The following is a 21884-nucleotide window of genomic DNA, read 5'->3' as shown; positions in this document are numbered from 1 at the left end:
GACATTATCGCATTACGACTCCTGTTTACCCATGCAAGTCCCCGCTAATCCCCCGAAACTGAGCGCGCCGATCGATCTGGAGCGCGTGCGCAAGCTGTTTTCCCGCCCTGAACGCGTCGCCGCCGCCGATTTCCTGCGCCGCGAGATATCTTCCCGCATGTTCGATCGGCTGGAATTGATTAAAATAGCGCCTTCGCGCGTTTTGGATGCCGGTTGCGGCTCCGGTGCCGATTTGCCTTTGTTGCAAAAATCATATCCGGCGGCGCAGATCCTTGGCATCGATGTGGCCGAGCCGATGTTGCGCGCGGCGCAGGGGCCGGGCGCCCGGCAATCATCGCTGAATCAGCTGTTGAGCAAGCTGTTGCCGTCGAAAAGCGGGGTCGACCTGCTGTGCGGCGATTTTGCCGATTTGCCGCTGGGACCGAACTCGCTGGATCTGGTCTGGTCCAATCTGGCACTGCACTGGCATCCTCAGCCGGATCGGGTGTTTGCCGAGTGGCGCCGCGTGCTGCGCGTGAACAGTCTGCTGATGTTTTCCTGCTTCGGCCCGGATTCGCTGCGCGAGCTGCGCCACGCGTTTGCCGAGGCCGACCTGGCGCCGCACGTGTTGCCGTTTGTCGATATGCACGATTTCGGCGATCAATTGGTCGAGGCCGGCTTTTCGACGCCGGTGCTGGACATGGAAACCATCACGGTGACCTATGACACGCCACAGGCGTTGCTGGCCGATGTGCGCGCGCTGGGCGGTAATCCGCTCACCACGTTGCGTCGCAGCATGATGGGCAAGGCGGCCTGGCAGCGCATGCTGGACACGCTGGAACGCGGCCGCCGCAGCGACGGCAAACTGGGCCTGACCTTTGAAGTTATCTACGGCCACGCCTTCCGGCCGGCGCCCAAGGTCACCGCCAAGGGCGAGGCGATTATCCGTTTCGATCCGCCGCGCAAGCCGCGCTCGTAGTGGATTTCATGTTGCCATGCGGCGTAAAGCCGTATGGCAACGAAATAGTTAATTGCTTGATGTGCCACGTTTTTGTTCTATATAATCAATCACTAACTTTGCCGCCTAGGCAAATCCAGGTTACATCGAGCACGAACGAGCAGTTGCATTAAGCAGAATCGCGCATCAGGGCACCGATGCGATGTTGTTTAAGGAGCGTCGCCGGTTCAGTTCACCGATAGCCGGTAAGACGTTAAAAAAATATTTTAATTTCTTGGGCAGTTGGGGAAAACATGATACTTGCGAAGCGACTTCAAGCGTTGATGCTCGGGCTGGCGGTGCTGGCCACGGGCATTCCAGCGTGGGCAGCTGACACCGCAGCCACCACAGCCGGCACTTATGGCCCGGCCACCGGCGGCACCGGCGGACCGATCGCCGGCGAATTGACATTGCAACCTCCCGCCACCCAAATCGCTTCCCAAGTCTACGACCTGCACAACTGGATGATGGTGGTGTGCCTGGTCATCTTCGTCGCCGTGTTCGGCGTGATGTTTTATTCCATCTTCAAGCACCGCAAGTCGCTGGGCCACAAGCCGGCCACCTTCCACGAATCCACCGCAGTGGAAATCGCCTGGACCATCGTGCCGTTCCTGATCGTGATCGGCATGGCGCTGCCGGCTACCCGCACCGTGGTCGGCATGAAGGACACTTCCAACGCCGACATCACCATCAAGGTCACCGGCATGCAGTGGAAGTGGGGCTACGATTATCTGAAGGGCGAGGGCGAGGGCATTTCCTTCTTGTCCAACCTGTCGACCCCGCGCGCGCAAGTGGGCGCGCCCGGCTTCGAGCCGACCGAGAAGCGCGGCGACAATTATCTGATGGAAGTGGATAACGAGGTGGTGGTGCCGGTGCATCGCAAGATCCGCCTGATCACCACCGCCAACGATGTGATCCACTCGTGGTCGATCCCGGCCTTCGCGGTCAAGCAGGATGCGATTCCGGGCTTCGTGCGCGACACCTGGTTCAAGGCCGAGCACACCGGCACCTTCCGTGGTTATTGCTCGGAACTGTGCGGCAAAGAACACGCCTTCATGCCGATCGTGGTGCGGGTGGTCAGCGATGCTGACTACAAGACCTGGGTCGACACCAAGAAGAAGGAAATGGCGGCGCTGGCCGACGATCCTACCAAGACCTGGACCATCGATGAGCTGAAAACCAAGGGCGAAAAAGTCTACAACACCAACTGCGCGGTCTGCCACCAGGCCAATGGCCGCGGCACGCCGGGCATGTTCGCGGCGCTGGACGGCTCGCCGGTGGTCAACGGTCCTAAAGCGGAGCAGATCCACGTTCTGCTGAACGGCAAGAAGAGCGGGAAGTTCCCCGCCGAAATGCCAGCATGGAAGCAACTGTCGGATACGGATATCGCGGCTGTCATTACCTACACCCGCAATAGCTGGACGAACAAGGCAGAGGAAAACATCGTTCAACCAGCCGAAGTTGTGGCTGCACGTAAGTAATCAGGAGCGTTACAGATGAGCACAACTACTTTGGACCACGGTCACGATCATGGTCATGACCATGCGCACCATGACCATCCGCACGGCCCGTCGCGCTGGCTGTTCGCCACCAACCACAAGGATATCGGCACGCTGTACCTGTGGTTCTCGTTCATCATGCTGCTGTCCGGCGGCGTGTTGGCGCTGATGATCCGCACCGAGCTGTTCAAGCCCGGCCTGCAATTCTTCCAGCCTGAATTCTTCAACCAGCTGACCACCATGCACGGTCTGGTGATGGTGTTCGGCGCCATCATGCCGGCCTTCGTCGGCTTCGCCAACTGGATGATTCCGTTGCAGATCGGCGCTTCCGACATGGCGTTCGCGCGCATGAACAACTTCTCGTTCTGGCTGCTGCCGCCGGCCGCGCTGCTGCTGGCCGGTTCGTTCTTCGTGCCGGGCGGCGCCACCGCCGCCGGCTGGACCCTGTACGCGCCGCTGTCGACCCAGATGGGCATGGGCATGGACATGGGTATCTTCGCGATGCACTTGATGGGCGCCTCGTCGATCATGGGTTCGATCAACATCATCGTCACCATCCTGAATATGCGCGCGCCCGGCATGACGCTGATGAAAATGCCGATGTTCTGCTGGACCTGGCTGATCACCGCCTATCTGCTGATCGCCGTGATGCCGGTGCTGGCCGGCGCCATCACCATGACGCTGACCGACCGCCACTTCGGCACCACCTTCTTCAACGCCGCCGCCGGTGGCGATCCGGTGATGTACCAGCACATCTTCTGGTTCTTCGGCCACCCCGAGGTGTACATCATGATTCTGCCGGCGTTCGGCATCGTGTCGCAGATCCTGCCGGCGTTCGCGCGCAAGCAGCTGTTCGGCTACGCATCGATGGTGTACGCCACCGCGTCGATCGCGATCCTATCCTTCATCGTCTGGGCGCACCACATGTTCACCACCGGCATGCCGGTGACGTCGCAGCTGTTCTTCATGTACGCCACCATGCTGATCGCGGTGCCGACCGGCGTCAAAGTGTTCAACTGGATCGCCACCATGTGGCGCGGCTCGATGACGTTTGAAACCCCGATGCTGTTCGCGGTCGGCTTTATCTTCGTGTTCACCATCGGCGGCTTCACCGGCCTGATCCTGGCGGTGACCCCGATCGACATCCAGTTGCAGGACACCTACTACGTGGTGGCGCACTTCCACTACGTGCTGGTGGCTGGCTCGCTGTTCGCGCTGTTCGCCGGTTTCTACTACTGGTCGCCGAAATGGACCGGCCATATGTACAACGAGTTCCTGGGCAAGACCCACTTCTGGGCCTCGCTGATTACCTTCAACGTCACCTTCTTCCCGATGCACTTCCTCGGCCTGGCCGGCATGCCGCGCCGCTACGCCGATTATTCGGCGCAGTTCACCGATTTCAACATGATCGCCTCGATCGGTGCTTTCGGTTTCGGTCTGTCGCAGGTGTTCTTCCTGTTCTTCGTGGTGCTGCCAACCATACGCGGCGGTAAAAAGGCGGAAGCCAAGCCATGGGAAGGCGCCGAAGGGCTGGAGTGGACCGTGCCGTCGCCGGCGCCGTTCCATACGTTCGAAACGCCACCTGAGTTCAAATAATCATGAGCGGCCAGAACAAGCCGAATAATGTCCGCACCGCTCTGCTGCTGGGCGGGCTGGTGCTGTTCTTCTTTGTGTCGGTGTTTGTCAAGCGCATCTGGCTGAGCTGACATGGGCACCAATCGCGCGCTGCTGGGCAAGCTGATCATCATCGCGGTGGCGATGTTCGGCTTTGCCTATGCGCTGAATCCGTTCTACCGCCAGATCTGCGAGGCGCTGGGCTTGAACGTGCTGACGCAGAAGGATGGCACGGTGGACCGCCCGGTCAACTCGCAGGTGGACCTGAGCCGCAGCGTCACGGTTGAGCTGGACGGCAATGCGCAGGGACCGTGGCGCTTTCGTCCGACAGTGAGCAACATCAGCGTGCATCCGGGTGAGCTGACCACGGTGGTGTATGAAGTGGTCAACACCCAGAAGCGCGAGATGCATGCGCAGGCGATCCCGAGTTATGCGCCGCAGAACGCGACGCCGTATTTCAAGAAAGTGGAGTGCTTCTGCTTCCAGCAGCAGACCCTGAAGGCGAACGAGGCGCGGCAAATGCCGGTGGTGTTTTACATCGATCCCAAGCTGCCGAAAGAGGTCAAGACCATCACGCTGTCGTACACCTTCTTCGAGGTTGGCGGCGGGCTGGTGAAGACGGCGGCCAACTGAGATGGCGGACAAACCGGGCTTTCTGTATGCGCTGAAGGCTGTGCTGTGGTCGTTTGTGGGCTTGCGCCGCAAGCGCGATTTCGATGCGGACCAGCAGGGGCTGAATCCGGTACACATCATCATCGCGGCGCTGCTGGCGGTGGCGCTGTTCATAGGGTTACTGATAACAATCGTCAAATTCGTAGTAGCTAAATAGTGATGGGGAGATGAAGATGAGTTCAAATAACGCCGCTGCGCCGTACTATTTCGTGCCGGGGCCATCGCGCTGGCCGCTGCTGGCGGGCCTGTGCCTGCTGATCACCATGGCCGGCGCCTCGGCCTGGGTCAACGATGTGTCGTGGGGGCCGGTGGCCAACCTGCTGGGCATCGTCGGCACGCTGATCGTGCTGTACTTCTGGTTTGGCGACGCCATCAAGGAATCCGAGGGCGGCTTGTACAGCCAGCGCATCGACCATTCCTATCGCTGGTCGATGAGCTGGTTTATCTTCTCCGAGGTGATGTTCTTCGGCGCCTTCTTCGGCGCACTGTTCTATGCGCGCACCATCAGCATGCCGTGGCTGGGCGATATGGATCACAAATTCATCTGGCCGGACTACGCGCCGCACTGGGGTGGCGCCAGCCCGGCCGGCACGGTGGAAGAATTCCACACCATGGGCCCGTTCCCGATCCCGACCATCAACACCGCGCTGCTGCTGACCTCGGGCGTGACGCTGACCATCGCCCACCACGCGCTGCGCGCCGGCCATCGCGCACAGACCGCGATCTGGCTGTTTGCCACCATCCTGCTGGGGGCGGTATTCATGGGCTTCCAGGCGTATGAATATCACCACGCTTACACCGAACTGAACCTGAAGCTGACCTCGGGCATCTATGGCTCCACTTTCTTCATGCTGACCGGTTTCCACGGCTTCCACGTGACCATGGGCGCGATCATGCTGTCGGTGGTGCTGTACCGCGTGCTGAAGGGCCACTTCACGCCGGATAACCACTTCGCGTTTGAAGGCGCGGCCTGGTACTGGCACTTTGTGGACGTGGTCTGGCTTGGCCTGTACATCGTCGTGTATTGGCTGTAAGCGCTATAATGGCAGGCACAAAAGCCGCACTCCGGTGCGGCTTTTTTTATCCGACGCGGATGCCGGTGGGGTGGATATAGCCCATGCGGTAGGCCAGCAGAATCAGCAGGAACAGCGTGATCGACAACGCTACCCGCAGCGCCAGCGCGCGCACGGTGTTGTTGCTGCGGCCCTTGTCGCGCATCAGGAAGAACCAGGCCGAACCCAGGCTGCCGAGGATCAGGATGAACGCGATGGCGACGGCAATTTTCATGGCATCAGGAGTGGCGATTTGATCGAGGTTCCATTGTAATGGCGTTCCGCTTTAAATTGATTCCTTTCGTCGCCACGGCGCTGGTGGTGACGCTGGGCATACAGCTGGGTAACTGGCAGACCCGCCGCGCCGAGCAAAAGATCGCGCTGCAGCAAAAGCTGTCCTTGGGCGCGCAGGCGGCGCCGCTGACGCTGAACGGCGTGCCGCTGGCGGCCGATGCCGTGGCGTGGCGCCGCGTCATGCTGAGCGGCGAATTCGTGCGCGGCTGGCCGGTATATCTGGACAATCGGCCGTATCAGGGGCGCGCCGGTTTCTATCTGCTGATGCCGTTTAAACTCGCCGGCTCCAATATGCATGTGCTGGTGGCGCGTGGCTGGTTGCCGCGCGATCCGCAAGTGCGCGACAAGCTGCCGCCGCTGCAAACGCCTGAGGGCACCGTCACGCTGCAGGGCGTGGCGCGGCATGATGCCGGTCATGTGATGGAACTGGCCGCCACGCCGACGCTGACCCCGAACGCCATCGTGCAGAATGCCGATCCGCTGCAACTGGCCAAGGACAGCGGCCTGACCATGCAACCGTTCGTGGTCGAGCAAAGCGCGCCGGCGCAGCCGGGCGGCGACGATGTGCAATTGGTGCGCGACTGGCCGGCGCCGTCGCTGGGCGTGGAAAAACATCAGGGCTACGCCTTCCAGTGGTATGCGCTGTCGGCGATGGCCGTTGTCTTTTTTGTTGTGAATGGATTCAGACGTGGAAAAACCAAATAACCCGGTTGGCCGTGGCCGCTGGAAATTGCTGGCTGTGCTGGCGGTGTGCGCGGCGCCGCTGCTGGCGTCGTACTTTACTTACTACGTTGTCAAACCCAAAGGTGGGGCAACCAATTACGGCGCGCTGATCGATCCGCGCGCCTACCCGATCCCCGCCATGGCCAGCACCACGCTGGACGGCAAGCCGGCGAAACTGGAGGATTTCAAGGGCAAATGGATTATGCTGAAGGTGGGGCCGTCCGATTGCACGCAAGCCTGCCAGGATCAGTTGTTCGCGATGCGTCAGCTGCGCACCATGCAGGGCAAGGAAATGGAGCGCATCGAGCGGGTTTGGCTGATTACCGATAACCAGCCGCTGGAAACCATGCTGCTGCGCGTGAACGACGGCACCCGCATGCTGCGCGCGCCGGCTGCGGCGGTGGATCATTGGCTGCCGCTGGAACCCGGTGTGGCCGATCGCGCGTCCGATCATGTGTACCTGATCGACCCGCTGGGCAATCTGATGATGCGCTTCCCGGCCGGCGCGGTGTCCAGCGATATCGAGAAGGTCAAGCGGGTCCACAAGGACATCGCCAAACTGTTGAAAGCTTCCGCAATAGGTTAGTCATGCATCTCACTCTCGCTCAAATGGCCATTACCGCGCTGATGATCGCGCTGCTGCCGGCCGCCATCGTCTGGACTTCGTCGGACGCCAACAAATACCGCAAGCTGGTCTGGGTCTGCGTATTCCTGACGCTGGACCTGATCGTGTTCGGCGCCTTCACCCGCCTGACCGATTCCGGCCTCGGCTGCCCGGACTGGCCGGGCTGCTACGGCGCCGCCAATCCCTTCATCGCGCACGAGCAGATCGTGGCGGCGGAGGCGCTGATGCCGACCGGGCCGGTGACGGTATTCAAGGCGTGGGTCGAGATGATCCACCGCTATCTGGCGATGACCATCGGTGTGCTGATCGTGGCGATGATGGCGCAAAGCTGGAACCAATGGCTGAAGCAGCGCCGCCCGGAGTACGCGCCGTGGATGCCGACCGCGCTGTTGCTGGCGGTGTGCCTGCAAGGCGCGTTCGGCGCCTGGACCGTGACGCTGAAGCTGCAGCCGGTGATCGTCACCACCCATCTGCTGCTGGGCATGGGGCTGCTGGCCATGCTGGTGTGGTACGGCGGCCGCCAGAATCATCTGGCGTCGCCGCGCACCGTGGTCAGCGCCTCGGCGCCGGCGATGCGCAATATCCGCATCTTTGCCGCGCTGGCGGCGGTCGCGCTGCTGGTGCAACTGGCGCTGGGCGGCTGGACCAGCACCAATTACGCCACGCTGGCCTGTACCGATTTCCCGCTGTGCGGCGGCAAGCTGGTGCCGGAGATGGACTTCGAGCACGGCTTCACGCTGTGGCGCGAGCTGGGCAAGACGGCGGCCGGCCACTATCTGCCGTTCTCGGCGCTGACGGCGATCCATTGGGTGCACCGGAATATGGGCTTTATCGTGGCGCTGGTGGCCGGCTACGCGGCGTGGCGCGCCTGGGGCCACGATACCCTGCATAAAACCGCGCGCAACATCGCGCTGGTGCTGGTGGCGCAGCTGGCCACCGGCATCGCCACCATCTATCTGAGTTTCCCGCTGACAATTGCTGTATTGCACAACGCGGGGGCCGCGCTGCTGGTACTTTTGCTGACCATGTTAAACTACAAGGCTAAGTACCAATATGACGTTGCCAAAAAGGCAGCGTCAGGCAGTGCACATCCGCCTGCGTCAACGGTACGGCATTGACTCTGCAACCCTCATGACCACGCAAACCGTAACCACCAAACATCAGAGCCGCGCCTCGCAATTCTGGGCGCTGACCAAACCGCGCGTCACTCAGCTGGCCGTGTTCTGTGCCGTCATCGGCATGTTCCTCGGCACGCCGGATGGATTGCCGGATTGGCAACTGGTGCTGTGGGCCACGGTGGGCATCTGGCTGTTGACCGGGGCGGCGTTTGCCGTCAACTGCCTGGCCGAGCGCGAGATTGACGCCCGCATGGCGCGCACCGCGCGGCGGCCGATGGCGCTGGGCGATATTTCGGTCGGGCAGACGGTGGTGTTTGCGCTGGTGATTGGCGGCGCCGGCATGTGGGTGTTGTATAACAAGGTCAATCCGTTGACCATGTGGCTGACCTTTGTCACTTTCCTCGGCTACGCCATCATTTACACCATGATCTTGAAGCCGGCCACGCCGCAGAACATCGTTATCGGTGGTCTGTCGGGGGCGATGCCGCCGGCGCTGGGCTGGGCCGCCGTCGCCAACGAGGTGCCGATGCAGGCGTGGCTGCTGGTGATGATTATCTTCGTCTGGACCCCGCCGCATTTCTGGGCGCTGGCGCTGTACCGTCGCGATGATTACGCCAAGTCCGGGCTGCCGATGCTGCCGGTTACGCATGGCATGCAGTTCACCCAATTCCACGTCTGGCTGTATTCGATCGCGCTGGCGGCCACCACGCTGCTGCCGTATGCGGTGCAGATGAGCGGCCTGATCTACCTGATCAGCGCGGTGATCCTGAACGCGGTGTTCCTGCGTCACGCGTGGAAAATCTACCGCCACTACACCGACCTGATCGCCCGCAAGGCGTTTGCCTGGTCGATCATCTACCTCGGCCTGCTGTTCGTGGCCTTGCTGGTGGACCACTACATCAAACTCTGATTGCTGCCACTGAACACACGCGATGCTGACCGGATCCGGCGCCATGTGGCGGCGGCCGATGCCGCGCGCTTTCTGCATCCGGTGCAGCGCGCCTTGCTGCACAGTCGCGGCTGGCTGAGCATGCTGGCGCCGCGCGCGGCCGGCGGCGCGGAATTGCCGCTGCCGCAGGCGGTGCGGCTGGAGGAGGCGGTTGCGGCGGTCGATGGCAGCATGGGCTGGGTGTTGACGCTGTGCGCCGGCGCCGGCTGGTTTGCCGGCTTCCTGCCGCCGCATGTGGCGCGCGACATCATCGGCACGCGGCGCGTGTGTGTTGGTGGCAGCGGCGCGCCGACCGGCGTGGCCGAGGAGGAGGGTGACGGTTACCGCATCACGGGCGCCTGGGACTTCGCCAGCGGCGCGCCGATGGCCACGCATTTCACGCTGAACGCGGTGCTGCAACGTGCCGGCCAACCGCTGCTGGACGCTCAGGGTGCGCCGCGCGTGCGCGCCTTCATCGTGCCGGCGGCGCAGGTGCAAATGCTGCCGTCATGGCAGTGCATGGGCATGCGCGCCAGCGGCACGCATCGCTACCGCATCGATGCGCAATGGGTGCACGCCGATCACGGTTTCACCATCAGCCCGGACGCGGCCACCGCGCCGGGTCCGCTGTACCGCTACCCTTTCTACTCGCTGGCCGACGTCACGCTGAGCGCCAGCATCGCCGGCATGGCCTCGCATTTCCTGCAACTGGCGCGTGAGCAGATTGTGCGTCGCAAACGCCATGAGGTCAGCCTGCTGGACACACACGCACAAGCACTGGCCGACGCGCGCATCCACTTTTTTGCTATGCTGGACAGCAGCTGGGCGCAAGTCGAGTCCGGCAAGACGCTGGACGCGGCGACCATCGCCGCCGTGCGCGCCGCCTCGCTGGGATTGGTAGGCGCCGCGCGCGCCGCCGTGAACACGCTGTATCCGTACTGCGGCCTGTGGGCAGCCGAAGAAGCCAGCCCGCTCAACCAGGTCTGGCGCGACTTCCACACCGCCGCCCAGCACCCGCTGTTACTCCCCTAAGTTATTTTTGCTCACCCGTGTGGGCACGACTTGAATCGACCGATGCTTTCGCGACCATAGACTGCAATGTCGTGGAGACACTCAGACCGGCACCTGCGATGAGCACCAATTCCAAGTTGGTTGTAGGGGCGATTGGATGCATGTCAAACCCCGACTTTATTGACTATCAGATCAAGTAGTCTGCGGTGCCAAGGCGTGTCCGAAAGGTATTTCTCTCTGGTTGTGTACAGGGATTGCCCCCTCCCATTGGTATGATCGGCCTGTAGAAATCCATCGCCTGTTTCGAGGGTTTTTATGACTGTTTCCAGGGCCAGACCGGTATCGCGCGCGATGCCCGTCGCTGTACGCCATAGGTGTTCGGATCTGGTGATTGCGGTGTGAATCTTTTCTTTGGTGTCGCTTTCGGTCATGATTGCCTCTTTGTGTGCAACTCAAGCATTGATGATGGCATCATGCTGCTTAGACCAGCCTGCGATAAAACAAGTTCAACTGAAAGACACGCCCCAATGAAAAAACTCCTAGCCTTTGTCCTGATTGCTGTTTCCCTGCTGGCCGGCTGCGGCGAGAAGCCGGGGGCGGCGGCGCCCAAGCAGGTGTTCCAGGGCACTGACCTGACCGGCGCCAACTTCGGTCGCGATTTCGCTTTGACCGACCATAACGGCAAGCCGCGCACCATGGCCGATTTCAAGGGCAAGGCGGTGATCATGTTCTTCGGCTATACCCAGTGCCCGGACGTGTGCCCGACCACCATGGCCGAGATGTCGGAAGTGATGAAGCAGCTCGGTCCGCAGGCCGAGCAGGTGCAAGTGCTGTTCGTCACCGTCGATCCCGAGCGCGACACGCAAAAGCTGCTGGCCGAATACGTGCCGGCCTTCGACAAGCGCTTCCTCGGCCTGTACGGCACCGCCGAGCAGACCGCCGCCGTCGCCAAGGAATTCAAGGTCATCTACAACAAGGTGCCGGGCACGACCAAGGGCAGCTATTCGATGGACCACACCGCCGCCAGCTATGTGTTCGACAAGGACGGCAAGCTGCGCTTGCTGCTGCGTCCCGGCCAGCCAACCAGCACCACCGTGCATGATCTGAAACTGCTGCTGTCCTGACCCCGGAGCCCCGCATGCAACAGCGCTTCCAGCCCTACACCCGCCTGGCCGCCACCATCCTGCTGGTGATCGGCTGCCTGACCGTGCTGCGGCCGTTCCTGGCCGCGATTCTGTTTGCCGCCGCCATCACCATCTCCAGCTGGCCGCTGTATCTGCGGCTGTTGGACAAGCTCAAGCAGCGCCGCACCATCGCCGCGCTGCTGATGAGCGTGGGCCTGACGCTGCTGATCATCGTGCCGCTGACGCTGGTGACCTGGAATATCGCCGACAACGCCTCCGATTTCTACGACCAGATCAAGGCCGGCCTGGGTAGCGGCACGCTGGACCCGCCGGCCTGGCTGAAGGATATTCCGGTGGTGGGGGAGTACCTCGACACCTATCTGAACAAATTGCTGCACAACCGCGAGGAATTGCTGAACGTGGCCAAGAACCTGCTGGAACCAGCGCGCCGGCTGCTGCTGGGCGGCGGCATGGTGCTGGGCAGCGGTGTGGCCCAGGTCAGCCTGGCGGTGTTTGTCAGCTTCTTTCTGTACCGAGATGGCCAGGCCATGCTGCGCGCATTGGCCATCGCCATGGACAAGCTGATCGGTGAACACAGCGTGGCGGTGGCCGACACCGTCAGCCGCACCGTGCGCGGCGTCATGTACGGCCTGCTGGGCACGGCACTGGCGCAGGCGGTGGTGGCCGCGATCGGCTTCCTGATCGCCGGCGTGCCGGCGGTGGCTCTGCTGTCGGTGGCCACCTTTTTGTTCTCGCTGATACCGGTCGGCCCGCCGCTGATCTGGGGCGGTGCCACCATCTGGCTGTTTAACCAGGGCAGCACCGGCTGGGCCATCTTCATGTTCGTATGGGGCATGTTCGTCATCAGCGGCGTCGACAACGTGGTCAAGCCGATGCTGATCTCGCGCGGCAGCGACCTGCCATTCATCCTGGTACTGCTGGGCGTGATGGGCGGCGTGCTGGCGTTCGGCTTTGTCGGCCTGTTCATCGGCCCGACCTTGCTGGCGGTGGCGCTGGGCCTGTTGCGCAACTGGACAGCTGCCCACCAGCCCTAGAAATTCAGCAGCTTGGCCGCCAGCTCGGGATTCAGGTGGCGCTCGAAAATGCGCTTCAGCGTGCCATCCTCGCGCATGGCGCGGATGGTCTGGCTGAAACGTTCGGCCAGCGCTTCGTCGATGTGTTGGCGCGACAGGATCAGGCCGCCGATCACGGCATCCTTGGGCGGCGCCCAGTCCATGATGCGCAGCGGTTCGCGCTTGAACAGCGGATACCAGCCGGTGCTGATCGCCATCACCGCGTGTACCCGGCCCACTTTGAACAGGCGCAGCAGCGCCTCGTAATCCGGCGCCTCGTAGACGCGGCCGCGCGCGCGCAACTGCGCCAGCCAGGCATCGTAGGCTTTGCCGTGGCGGAAGGATTTGATGACGCCGATTTTCAGCGCGGGATTGGCCAGGAAGTCATCCATGCTGTGCATGTTGTCCGGCGCCGAGGCTTGCAGCAGCACATAGTTGCGCTCGGCCAGATACGGCACCAGCCGGCCCATCTTCTCGCGCTCCGGCGTCGCCACCGCCGACACCGACATATCGATGCTGCCGCCGCTGAGTCCGGCCCAGATGCGCACCCGCGAATCGGTCAGCGCCTCGATGGTGCAGCCGAGCCGGCGCGCCACCTCGTCGACCACATCCTTGTCGATGCCGGTCCAGTGGCCGTCGGCGGTTTTGTAATAGAGCGCGCCGTATTCATAGAAAGCGCTGCGCAGATGGCCGCAGGTCGGGCCATGGTGGTCGGCGCTGGCCGCGCCGGACAGGCACAGCAGGGCACCGCAAACGATCAGCCGGGCTAACATGTCTCCTCCCTGGCGTCGGACGCCGGTCAGTCCTGGTCGGCGTTATCCTCGGTGTCATCCTTGGGGATGACCTTGACCAGCAGGATACGCGGGCCATTCATTTTCTTGGCGACGATGTCGAAACTGCGGAAACTGATGCGTTGTCCCTGTTTCGGGATATCGCCCAGCTTCAGCATGATCAGGCCGCCTACAGATTCTACCTCTTCCAGGCCCAGCTCCTCATTTTCGATATCGATACCCAGCGTGCGTTCCAGCGAGAAGATCGGCAGGCTGGCCTTGCCGATCAGCGTGCCGTCCGGCTGCTTCAGCCAATCGTTCTCGTTGAGGCGGAACTCGTCGTGGATCTCGCCCACCATCGCGCCCAGCAGATTATCGAGCGTGATGAAGCCGACCGGACGCTTGCCCTTCTCGCCGATCAGCGCGAAGTGCGGCGCGCCGTCGCGGAAGCGGCGGAACTGTTCCAGCGCCGGCGTGCGGGCGGAAATCGTCTCCACCGGACGCAGGAAAGGCACCAGATCGGTGACCGGCTTGCCGGACTGCATGGCAAAGAACAAGTCTTTCAGGTGCACCACGCCCAGCACCGTCTCGCCATCCTTATCGTAATACGGATAGCGGCTGAAGCGGTTGCGCAGCATGGCGTCCAGATTGTCCTGCAGCGGACGGGCGGCGTGCAGGCTGATCACCTCGTTAATCGGGCGCATCAGGTCCGACACCGCCAGATCGCTGAAATCCAGCGAGTGGGCCAGGATGTTGCGCTCGTCCTGATTGAATTTCTCGCCCGGCTGGCTGGTGCGCAGGATCAGCTTCAGCTCCTCCGTCGAATAGTGACTATCATGGCCGCCCTTGCCAGACAGGCCGGCCAGGCGCAGCACCATATTGGCGCTGGCGTTCAGCAGATAAATGAACGGATACATGGCCCAATAAAAGCCATACAGCGGCAGCGCGCTCCACAGACCGATCACCTCCGGCATGCGAATCGCCAGCGACTTTGGCGCCAGCTCGCCGACCACAATGTGAAGGAACGAGATCACACCAAACGCGAACACGAAAGCGATGCCATGCACCAGCTCGGGCGAAGTGATGCCGACAAAGGTCAACAGCGGCTCCAGCAGGCCGGCGAAGGCCGGTTCACCGACCCAACCGAGGCCCAGCGAAGCCAGCGTGATACCGAGCTGACAGGCCGACAGATAAGCATCCAGCTCGCCGTGCACCTTGCCGAGGATGCGCCCCCTTAATCCCTGAGTCTTGGCGATGGCGCGCACGCGCGTTTTTCGCAGAGTGACGATGCCGAATTCGGCCGCGACGAAGAAACCGTTCAAAGCGACCAGCAACAGGGCGAGAACGACAAGCAGGACATTTTGCATAGGGGCCGAGCGGCAGATTTCCGTAATTGAAACCTGCATCTTAAACGACTGCGCCCCCACACAGCGCAAAATCCACCATTTTCCCCAGTGAAATGTCCACTTCGGGGTCAGTTCTAAAAATCGGACATTGAATAGCGCGCTATTCAATGTCCGATTTTTAGAACTGACCCCGAAGTGGACACGAGGTGGGCCTTAGCGGCCGAAGCTTTGGGTGGTGCGGTCCAGGATGATGGCTAGCAGGACCACGCACAGGCCGCTCTCGAAGCCGAGGCCGACGTCGAGCTGCTGGATGCTGTTCAGTACTTCGCCGCCCAGCCCGCCCGCGCCGACCATTGAGGTGACGATTACCATCGATAGCGCCATCATGATGGTTTGGTTGATGCCGCTCATCAGCACCGGCAGCGCCAGCGGCAGTTGGACTTTGAATAGCAATTGGGTGCCGCTGGCGCCAAACGCCTGGCCGGCTTCGATCTGTTCGCGGTCGACCTGCAAGATGCCCATGGTGGTCAGCCGCACCGCCGGCGGCATGGCGAAGATGACGGTGGCCAGTACGCCCGGCACGCGTCCCAGCCCGAACAGCATCACCGCCGGGATCAGGTAGACGAAGGCTGGCATGGTTTGCATGAAGTCGAGCAGCGGCCGCACGGCGTTGCGCAGGGTGGGGCTTTTGGCGGCCCAGATCCCCAGCGGGACACCCAGCAATAGGCTGATACAGGTGGCGGACAAGGTCAACGCCAGCGTCACCATGGTTTGCGGCCAGTAGCCGAGCGCGTAGATCAGCGATAGCGCCAGCGCCGCAAACACGGCGAAGCGCCATGACAGGCGGCGCCACGCCACCACGGTCGCCAGCGCGATCAACGCCCACGCGGGCAGCGACAGCAGCAGCGCTTCGACCGCGCTGGCGAAGCTTTCGATGGCGTTGCCGGCGTAGTCGAACAGGTGGCCATTGTGCTCGGTGAGGTATTGGACGCCGTCGTTGATCCAACTGCCGAGGGCGAGGTAGTCGTGTGCCTGCATGGTCAGATCCGGGCGCTGTTGCGGGACAGGATGCGCAGCGCGCTGGCGGCGGTGATCAGGCCTAGTGTGGCGCCGCTGGCGTCGTGCACGGCGAGCGGGGTGCGGAAGTCGGTCAGGCGTGGCAGTAGTTCGGACAGGCGTGTGTGTGCTGGTACGTGTTGCGCCGGGTCGGTCGCCAGCGCTGGTGCTTCGGCGGCATGGTCGATCAGGTCGGCGGCTTGCAGGTAGCGCGAGGTGTCGACGCCCTGGAAGAAGGCGCGTACATGTTCGTCGGCGGGATTGCTCAGCAGCTCGCGCGGCGCGGCGTATTGCAGCAGCCGGCCGCCGTGCAGGATGGCGATGCGGTCGCCGATGTGCAGCGCTTCTTCGATGTCGTGCGAGACGAAGACGATGGTGCGGCGCTGTTCTCGTTGCAGCGATAACAGCAGTTCCTGCATCTCGCGCCGCTTCAGCGGATCGAGCGCGGAAAAGGCTTCGTCCATCAGCAGCAGCGACGGTTCGACCGCCAGCGCGCGCGCCAGTCCGACCCGTTGGCGCATGCCGCCGGACAGTTGATGCGGATACTGCTTCGCATGCGCGTGCAGCCCGACTTGTTCCAGCGCTCGCAGTGCGCGGCGCTGGCGCTCGGCGCGTTTGACGCCGGCGATCTCCAGCCCAAAGCACACGTTGTCGATGACGCTGCGATGATCGAGCAACGCGAACGATTGAAACACCATGCCCATGCCGCCGCGCCGCACGCGTTGCAGCTGCTTTTGCTTCATCGCGGCCAGGTCTTCGCCATCCACCAGTACCTGGCCGGCCGACGGCGTGACCAGGCCATTGATGGTGCGCAGCAGCGTCGATTTGCCGGAGCCGGAAAGCCCCATCAGCACGCAGATGCCGCCCTCGGGAATGTCGAGCGAGACGTCGTCCAGCGCGGCGGTCTGGCCGGTGGCGGCGAACAGCGCGTCACGGCCGGCGCCCTCGCGCAGCCGCGCCAACGCGCCTGCGGTATCGGCGCCATACACTTTGGACACATTGCGCAGCGCGACTTTGATGGCGGACATGGTGTTCCTTTCGTTTAGAGTTTGGCGCTTAGCGTGATGAAGGCGGTGCGCGGTGCGCCGGCCAGCATGGTGGCGAAGCTGCCCGATGGATCCGAACTGACAAAACCATTGGTGCCGATGGTGGCGAAGTAGCGCTTGTCGAACAGGTTGGTGACGTTCAGCTGCAGCGTCGCGCTCTTGAATGGTCCGACCTTGCCAAGCTTGTAGCCGGCGCTGAGATTGGCCAGCCAGTACGATGGCACCGGACTGTCGTTCAGATAGGTGTAGTAGCGGGTGCCGGTGTACTTGGCATCGGCTTTGGCGAACCAGCCGGCGTGTTCGTACGACAGTTCGGTGTTGAACAGCAGGCGCGGTGCATCGACCACGCGCTTGCCGTTGACGTTGATGGCGGTGGTGCCTTCGTAGTACAGCGGCGCGTCCTTGTAGGTGGAGTCGTTGTAGGTGAAGGAGTTGAACCAGCCCCACGCGCTGTCGATCTTCCAGTCCAACGCCGCTTCCAGACCTTTGGTCTGCACTTTGCCAACGTTGGCCAGCGTGGTGGCGCAGCCTACGATGCCGGTGCAGGTGGCGACGTTCAGTTGACGGTCCTTGAAGTCGGCCGCGTACAGCGCCAGCGATCCTTGCAGCGGGCCGTGGCGCGAGCGCAGGCCAAGGTCGATGCTGGTCGAAGTTTCAGGCTTGACCTTGCCGGCGCTGAGGTTGAATGCTTGCTGCGTTTGTGAGAATGGACCGTCGGCGCCGGCCTGGTAGGCCTTCATGTTTTTGGCGAAGGAGGCGAATAGTTCGTCCTGCGGCGTCAGCGCGTAGGTCAGCGCGGCTTGCGGCAGGAAGTTCTTTTGCGCGTTCAGCGTGCCACCGGCGCGGCCACCGATCTGGTTTTCGCCGTCGATCTTGGCCTTGGTGCTCTTGAAGCCGTAGCTCAGATTCAGTTTGTCGCTGGCGGCGTAGACGTCCTGCAGATACAGCTGCGCGGTGTGGGTGACGAAGCGCTGCGCGATCACGGTGGAGAATGGATTTTCCAGGAAGTGGTCGGTGCTTTCCGGGCCGTTGACGGCGTAGAAGGCGCGGGTCCAGCTATGCACGCTGCGCTCGGCCCAGCCGCCGAACGACACGGTGTGATCGCCCAGCGACCAGTCGACATTGGCGGTGACGCCATCGCGGTCGATGAAGTACTCCTGCGCGCGCACCGAGATCGGCACCGTGGCCGAAGATGGCGTGTACGGTGTGTACCAGTGGCTCTCGCCGTGGTTGCGATGGTTGTAGGCGTTCAGCTTGACGCGCACGTCGTCGTTGGGATTCAGCTCCAGCGCCACGCCGCCCAGCCAGTCGTTACGCAGGCCGCGACCAAGGTAGTAGGCGTCGTCGAGATTATTCACGCCGCCGCTGTAGATGCCTTTGGCGGCATTGACGGCGCGCTGCCAGTCCGGCGCGTAGTTGTCCCAGTTGTAGCCGAGGCGGTGCACGGCGTCGAACGACAAGTCCTGGTAGTCGGTTTCGTCGCGGGTGGAGTAGTTGAAGAAGGCGCTCAGTTTATTGGCGCCGAAGTTCTGTACCACTTTGGAGTTGAACTGGTCCTGATCCTGGCCGCCGTCGCCTTTCCATTTGTCGGCGCGCTGGCGCGTCAGCGACAGGTAGGCTTTGGTGCCAGTGTCCAGCAAGCCGGTGTCGTAGCGGGCGAAGGTGCGCGAGGTGCTGTCCTGACCCAGCGTCTGTGCCAGCGTTACACCCGCCACGTCGGCCGGGCCGCGTGTGGTGAAGCTGATGGTGCCGCCAAGGTTGCTGGTGGATGCGGTGCCCAATGCGCCGGTGCCTTGCGAGACGGTGACGTTGCCGATGTTCTCGGACGAGATGGCGCGGCTGATATGCAGGCCGTTGTGGTTACGGTAGCTCATGTCGCCCAGCGGGATGTCGTCCAGCGTGTAGCCCAGTTGGTTCTGACTGAAGCCGCGAATCGCGATGTGGGTCGACCATTCATACGCGCCAAACGCGTCGGCCGACTGGAACGAGACGCCGGGCAGCTTCTCCAGCGTTTTCAGCGGGCTGCTGCCGGGCGTGGCCTGTTCCAGATCCTTGCGGGTGATGTTTTGCACCTGGCGTCCTTGCCCTTGTACGAACACGGTGTCGATCGATTGCGCATCGCTGGACGGCAGCGGCGCGGGATCGGCTGGTTCGGCGGCGTAGGCGCTGCATGCCAGCGCTTGCAGGACGGCGAAGGTGAGGGGCTGGATTTTTAATTTTTGTCGCATCAGGTGCTCCGACGGTTGGCTGTTAGGGGGAAGTGGAATCAGGGTTGGGCCAGGCGCGCGCGCAGGGCGGCGGCGCCGTCACGGCCATCGAGGGTGGTGACGCCTGTCAGCCAGGCGTTGATTAATTCGGGATGCGCCTGCAGTTGGCGTAGCGCGGAGGGGCGCGCCTGTGGGCGTTTGTGGACGATGTCGGCGATGATGGCGTGTTCCAGCGCGGTGTTGAATTCGATCTGGCTGAACAGGCGGCCGAGGTTGGGGCAGGCGGCGCGGTAGCCGCGCCGGGTGACGGTATGCACGCTGCCGCTGCCGAAGTTGGGGCCGAAGTAGTCTTTGTCGCCGTCGAGGTAGGTGAGCTGGAAGGTGTTGTTCATCTGGTTCGGCTCCCAGGCGAGGAAGACGATCCATTCATTGCTGCGCTGTTTGCGCGCGACTTGACTGAGCATGCCTTGTTCGCTGGATTCGACGATGCTCCAGCCATCCAGACCGTAGGCTTTATCCGCCAGCATTTTGCGCACGGTCTGGTTGGCCGGCGCGCCGGTTTCGATGCCGTAGATTTTGCGGTCGAATTTGTCGGCGTGGTGCGCCAGGTCGCTGAAGGTACGCACGCCGTTTTTGGCGACGTAGTTTGGTACGGCCAGGGTGAATTTGGCGGCGGGCAGGTTGGCGTGCAGTTGTTCGATGACGCCCTTGTTCAGCAGCTGCGTGACGAGGCGCGATTGCGCTGGCATCCAGTTGCCGAGGAAGACGTCGACCTGCGCTTTCTTCATGCCGGCGTAGGTGATTGGCACCGATAACGGCATCACGCGTTGTTCGTAGCCCAGTGCTTCCAGCACGATGCCAGTCAGCGCGTTGGTGGCGGCGATGTCGGTCCAGCCAGGATCGGCCATCTTCACCAGTCGGCAGGAGGCGGGATCGGTGATGGGGGCGGCGCCGGCCGCCGTTGCCATGCCTGCGGCGCTGGCGGCCAGCGCGGCGGCTGCGCACAGGCGGCCGAGGTGGGCGAGGTGATGCAGGCGGAGGCGTAGCGAGGGCTTCATGCCGCGCCCTTTTTCACGGCCGGGAAGCGGGCACGCGTTTCGAGCTCGCCCAGCGACAGGTGGTTGCGGATGTAGCGCTGGCTGGCGTCCTGCTTCGGCTGATAGTCCCACGCGTGATGCGTGCCGATCGCGTTGGCGGCGCCGATGAAACGGCGGCGGCGCTGGCTGCTCACTACCTGCTGGTGCAACTGTTCGAAGTTCCATCGTTGCTGTGCTTCGGCGCGGAACGCGGCCAGCACTGGCGCGGCGTTGGCATCGGTGGCGAGGTTGTGCAGTTCATCGGGATCATCGCCCAGGTGGTACAACTGGTCCGGATCGGCCGGCGAGTGGATATATTTGTAGGCGCCTTTGCGCAGCATGACCAGCGGCGCCAGCGCGCCTTCAGCCAGGTATTCGCCGGTGACGCCGTCGTGGCCCGCTGCGCCTTGCAGGTGCGGCAGCAGGCTACGGCCATCCAGCTCGCGCGGGAAGTCGGGACTGTCGGCGCTGTCGGCGTGCGTGAGGTCGAGCAGCGTTGGCAGCACATCGATCAGCGATACCGATGCCGCCACGCGGCGCGCGTTAAAGCGCAGCGGCGCGTGCACGATCAGCGGCACGCGGGTGGCCGGCTCGAAGAAAGTCATCTTGTACCACAAGCCACGCTCACCCAGCATGTCGCCATGATCGGAGGTGAAGATGATGATGGTGTCGTCGGCCTGGCCAGTCTCCTCCAGCGTTTGCAGCAGCGTGCCGATTTGCTCGTCGACGTAGGAAATGGCGCCGTAATAGGCGTGGCGCGCATCGCGCACCTGCTGTTCGGTGACTGGCGTGCGTTCGATGTCGATGACGTCGCGCAGACGGCGCGAGTGCGGGTCTTCATCGGCCGGCGCTTGCGGCACGCGCGGAGCGTCGATTTCTTCATCGCGGTACAGATCCCAGTATTTGCGCGAGATGGCGTAGGGATCATGCGGATGCGTCAGCGAGACGGTCAGGCAGAATGGCCGCTGATCGGCATCGCGCGCCAGGTCGAACAGTTTCTGGCGCGTGGCGTACACCACCTCGTCGTCGAAATCCAGCTGGTTGGTGCGCACGCACGGACCAGCCTCGGTGACGGAGCTCATGTCGTGGTACCAGCTGGGACGCAGCTGCGGGCGCTCCCAATCCGGCGTCCAGCTGAAGTCCGCCGGATAGATATCGGTGGTCAGGCGTTCTTCAAAGCCGTGCAGCTGATCGGCGCCGCAGAAGTGCATCTTCCCGGCCAGGATGGTGCGATAACCGGCGTGGCGCAGATAGTGGCCGTAGGTGACCGCATCGGCCGGCAGCTCGGCGGCGTTATCGTAACCGCCGGTGGACGAGGGCAGGCGGCCGGTCATGTAGGCATAGCGCGACGGCGCGCACAGCGGCGAATTGCAATAGGCCGAATCGAACACCACACCCTGCTCCGCCAGCCGGTCGATGTGCGGCGTGCGGGTGACGCGATTGCCATAGACCGATAGCGCGCGTGGCGTCAGTTGGTCGGCGATCACGATCAGGATGTTGGGCTGGCGTTGCGGCATAAACGTTGTCAAAAGCAGATGAATGGCCCTCATTCTGCATGCCAAACCACCATCAATGGAACGTATCAATTCGTATATTCATATGCGAATTCATAATCTAAGTTTATGTCTAAGTCACTGATTTATAGCGTATATTCAGCGTATTTGATTATGGATG

22 protein-coding genes are annotated in these 21884 nt (G+C 62.6%); 13 read left to right on the top strand and 9 right to left on the bottom strand.

The genetic code is table 11. From position 1 onward, the window contains the following. Positions 1-31: 31 nt before the first annotated feature. The 6 genes from GJ699_RS17040 to GJ699_RS17015 all read left to right on the top strand — a co-directional run bounded on the left by GJ699_RS17040 (position 32) and on the right by GJ699_RS17015 (position 5795). Positions 32-958, top strand: a complete 927-nt coding sequence (locus GJ699_RS17040) for a methyltransferase domain-containing protein (protein WP_154378350.1) — start codon at positions 32-34, stop codon at positions 956-958. Between the two features lie 272 nt (positions 959-1230). Further along, the gene (gene coxB / locus GJ699_RS17035) at positions 1231-2457 is read left to right on the top strand and encodes a cytochrome c oxidase subunit II (RefSeq protein ID WP_154378348.1); all 1227 of its coding nucleotides are present in this window, start codon (positions 1231-1233) and stop codon (positions 2455-2457) included. A 15-nt stretch (positions 2458-2472) separates the two neighbouring features. Continuing rightward, complete coding sequence (gene ctaD, locus GJ699_RS17030) at positions 2473-4071, top strand: cytochrome c oxidase subunit I (protein WP_154378346.1); 1599 nt, start codon at positions 2473-2475, stop codon at positions 4069-4071. A 111-nt stretch (positions 4072-4182) separates the two neighbouring features. Continuing rightward, positions 4183-4722, top strand: a complete 540-nt coding sequence (locus tag GJ699_RS17025; protein ID WP_154378344.1) for a cytochrome c oxidase assembly protein — start codon at positions 4183-4185, stop codon at positions 4720-4722. A 1-nt stretch (position 4723) separates the two neighbouring features. Beyond that, on the top strand, positions 4724-4918 hold the full coding sequence (locus GJ699_RS17020; protein ID WP_154378342.1) for a DUF2970 domain-containing protein: 195 nt from the start codon (positions 4724-4726) through the stop codon (positions 4916-4918). A 16-nt stretch (positions 4919-4934) separates the two neighbouring features. Further along, entirely contained in the window at positions 4935-5795 is an 861-nt protein-coding gene (locus GJ699_RS17015) for a cytochrome c oxidase subunit 3 (protein WP_154378340.1), read from the top strand. 46 nt (positions 5796-5841) lie between these two features. Here GJ699_RS17015 and GJ699_RS17010 read toward each other — a convergent pair whose 3' ends face one another. Continuing rightward, positions 5842-6048 (bottom strand): twin transmembrane helix small protein, encoded by a 207-nt coding sequence (locus GJ699_RS17010; protein ID WP_154378338.1) that lies wholly within the window; start codon positions 6046-6048, stop codon positions 5842-5844. Positions 6049-6080: 32 nt separating this feature from the next. Here GJ699_RS17010 and GJ699_RS17005 point away from each other — a divergent pair, with 32 nt between their 5' ends. From GJ699_RS17005 to GJ699_RS16985, 5 genes are read left to right on the top strand one after another with little or no spacing between them, the layout of a single operon-like run. Continuing rightward, positions 6081-6812: an SURF1 family protein gene (locus GJ699_RS17005; RefSeq protein WP_371867588.1), complete on the top strand. Its 732-nt coding sequence runs from the start codon at positions 6081-6083 to the stop codon at positions 6810-6812. Next, positions 6796-7416 (top strand): SCO family protein, encoded by a 621-nt coding sequence (locus GJ699_RS17000; RefSeq protein WP_371867585.1) that lies wholly within the window; start codon positions 6796-6798, stop codon positions 7414-7416. Before GJ699_RS17005 ends, GJ699_RS17000 begins: the two co-directional genes overlap by 17 nt. Before the next feature lie 2 nt (positions 7417-7418). Then, positions 7419-8573 (top strand): COX15/CtaA family protein, encoded by a 1155-nt coding sequence (locus GJ699_RS16995; protein WP_195763568.1) that lies wholly within the window; start codon positions 7419-7421, stop codon positions 8571-8573. Positions 8574-8586: 13 nt separating this feature from the next. Continuing rightward, positions 8587-9483: a heme o synthase gene (gene cyoE, locus GJ699_RS16990; protein ID WP_154378332.1), complete on the top strand. Its 897-nt coding sequence runs from the start codon at positions 8587-8589 to the stop codon at positions 9481-9483. Beyond that, positions 9484-10533, top strand: coding sequence for an acyl-CoA dehydrogenase family protein (locus GJ699_RS16985; protein WP_154378330.1), 1050 nt, complete (start codon positions 9484-9486; stop codon positions 10531-10533). It begins immediately after the preceding gene. Positions 10534-10676: 143 nt separating this feature from the next. Here GJ699_RS16985 and GJ699_RS16980 read toward each other — a convergent pair whose 3' ends face one another. Next, positions 10677-10943, bottom strand: a complete 267-nt coding sequence (locus GJ699_RS16980; RefSeq protein WP_154378328.1) for a hypothetical protein — start codon at positions 10941-10943, stop codon at positions 10677-10679. Positions 10944-11039: 96 nt separating this feature from the next. Between GJ699_RS16980 and GJ699_RS16975 the strand changes: the two genes are divergently transcribed. Together GJ699_RS16975 and GJ699_RS16970 are read left to right on the top strand one after the other, a co-directional pair. After that, complete coding sequence (locus GJ699_RS16975; protein ID WP_154378326.1) at positions 11040-11636, top strand: SCO family protein; 597 nt, start codon at positions 11040-11042, stop codon at positions 11634-11636. 14 nt (positions 11637-11650) lie between these two features. Beyond that, a complete protein-coding gene (locus GJ699_RS16970) occupies positions 11651-12691 on the top strand; it encodes an AI-2E family transporter (RefSeq protein ID WP_154378324.1) in 1041 nt (346 codons plus the stop codon). Here GJ699_RS16970 and GJ699_RS16965 read toward each other — a convergent pair. From GJ699_RS16965 to betC, 7 genes are all read right to left on the bottom strand, one after another. Further along, positions 12688-13482: a substrate-binding periplasmic protein gene (locus GJ699_RS16965; protein WP_154378322.1), complete on the bottom strand. Its 795-nt coding sequence runs from the start codon at positions 13480-13482 to the stop codon at positions 12688-12690. The two genes, GJ699_RS16970 and GJ699_RS16965, sit on opposite strands and share 4 nt — an antisense overlap. Before the next feature lie 26 nt (positions 13483-13508). Then, the gene (locus tag GJ699_RS16960) at positions 13509-14846 is read right to left on the bottom strand and encodes a hemolysin family protein (RefSeq protein ID WP_154378320.1); all 1338 of its coding nucleotides are present in this window, start codon (positions 14844-14846) and stop codon (positions 13509-13511) included. 192 nt (positions 14847-15038) lie between these two features. Continuing rightward, positions 15039-15863, bottom strand: coding sequence for an ABC transporter permease (locus tag GJ699_RS16955; RefSeq protein WP_154378318.1), 825 nt, complete (start codon positions 15861-15863; stop codon positions 15039-15041). 2 nt (positions 15864-15865) lie between these two features. Next, positions 15866-16909 (bottom strand): quaternary amine ABC transporter ATP-binding protein, encoded by a 1044-nt coding sequence (locus tag GJ699_RS16950; RefSeq protein ID WP_154378315.1) that lies wholly within the window; start codon positions 16907-16909, stop codon positions 15866-15868. A gap of 14 nt (positions 16910-16923) precedes the next feature. Then, positions 16924-19155, bottom strand: coding sequence for a TonB-dependent receptor (locus GJ699_RS16945; protein WP_154378313.1), 2232 nt, complete (start codon positions 19153-19155; stop codon positions 16924-16926). A gap of 38 nt (positions 19156-19193) precedes the next feature. Then, complete coding sequence (choX, locus tag GJ699_RS16940; protein WP_154378311.1) at positions 19194-20192, bottom strand: choline ABC transporter substrate-binding protein; 999 nt, start codon at positions 20190-20192, stop codon at positions 19194-19196. Beyond that, positions 20189-21727 carry a choline-sulfatase gene (betC, locus tag GJ699_RS16935; RefSeq protein WP_154378309.1) on the bottom strand — a complete coding sequence of 513 codons (1539 nt, stop codon included), beginning with the start codon at positions 21725-21727 and terminating at the stop codon, positions 20189-20191. Before betC ends, choX begins: the two co-directional genes overlap by 4 nt. Positions 21728-21884 lie beyond the last annotated feature (157 nt).

The organism is Duganella guangzhouensis, from assembly GCF_009674535.1.
Taxonomy (GTDB): Bacteria; Pseudomonadota; Gammaproteobacteria; order Burkholderiales; family Burkholderiaceae_D; genus Rugamonas; species Rugamonas guangzhouensis.
The sequence above is the reverse complement of the archived record's forward strand: the minus strand, read 5'-3'. Positions and strand labels throughout refer to the sequence as shown.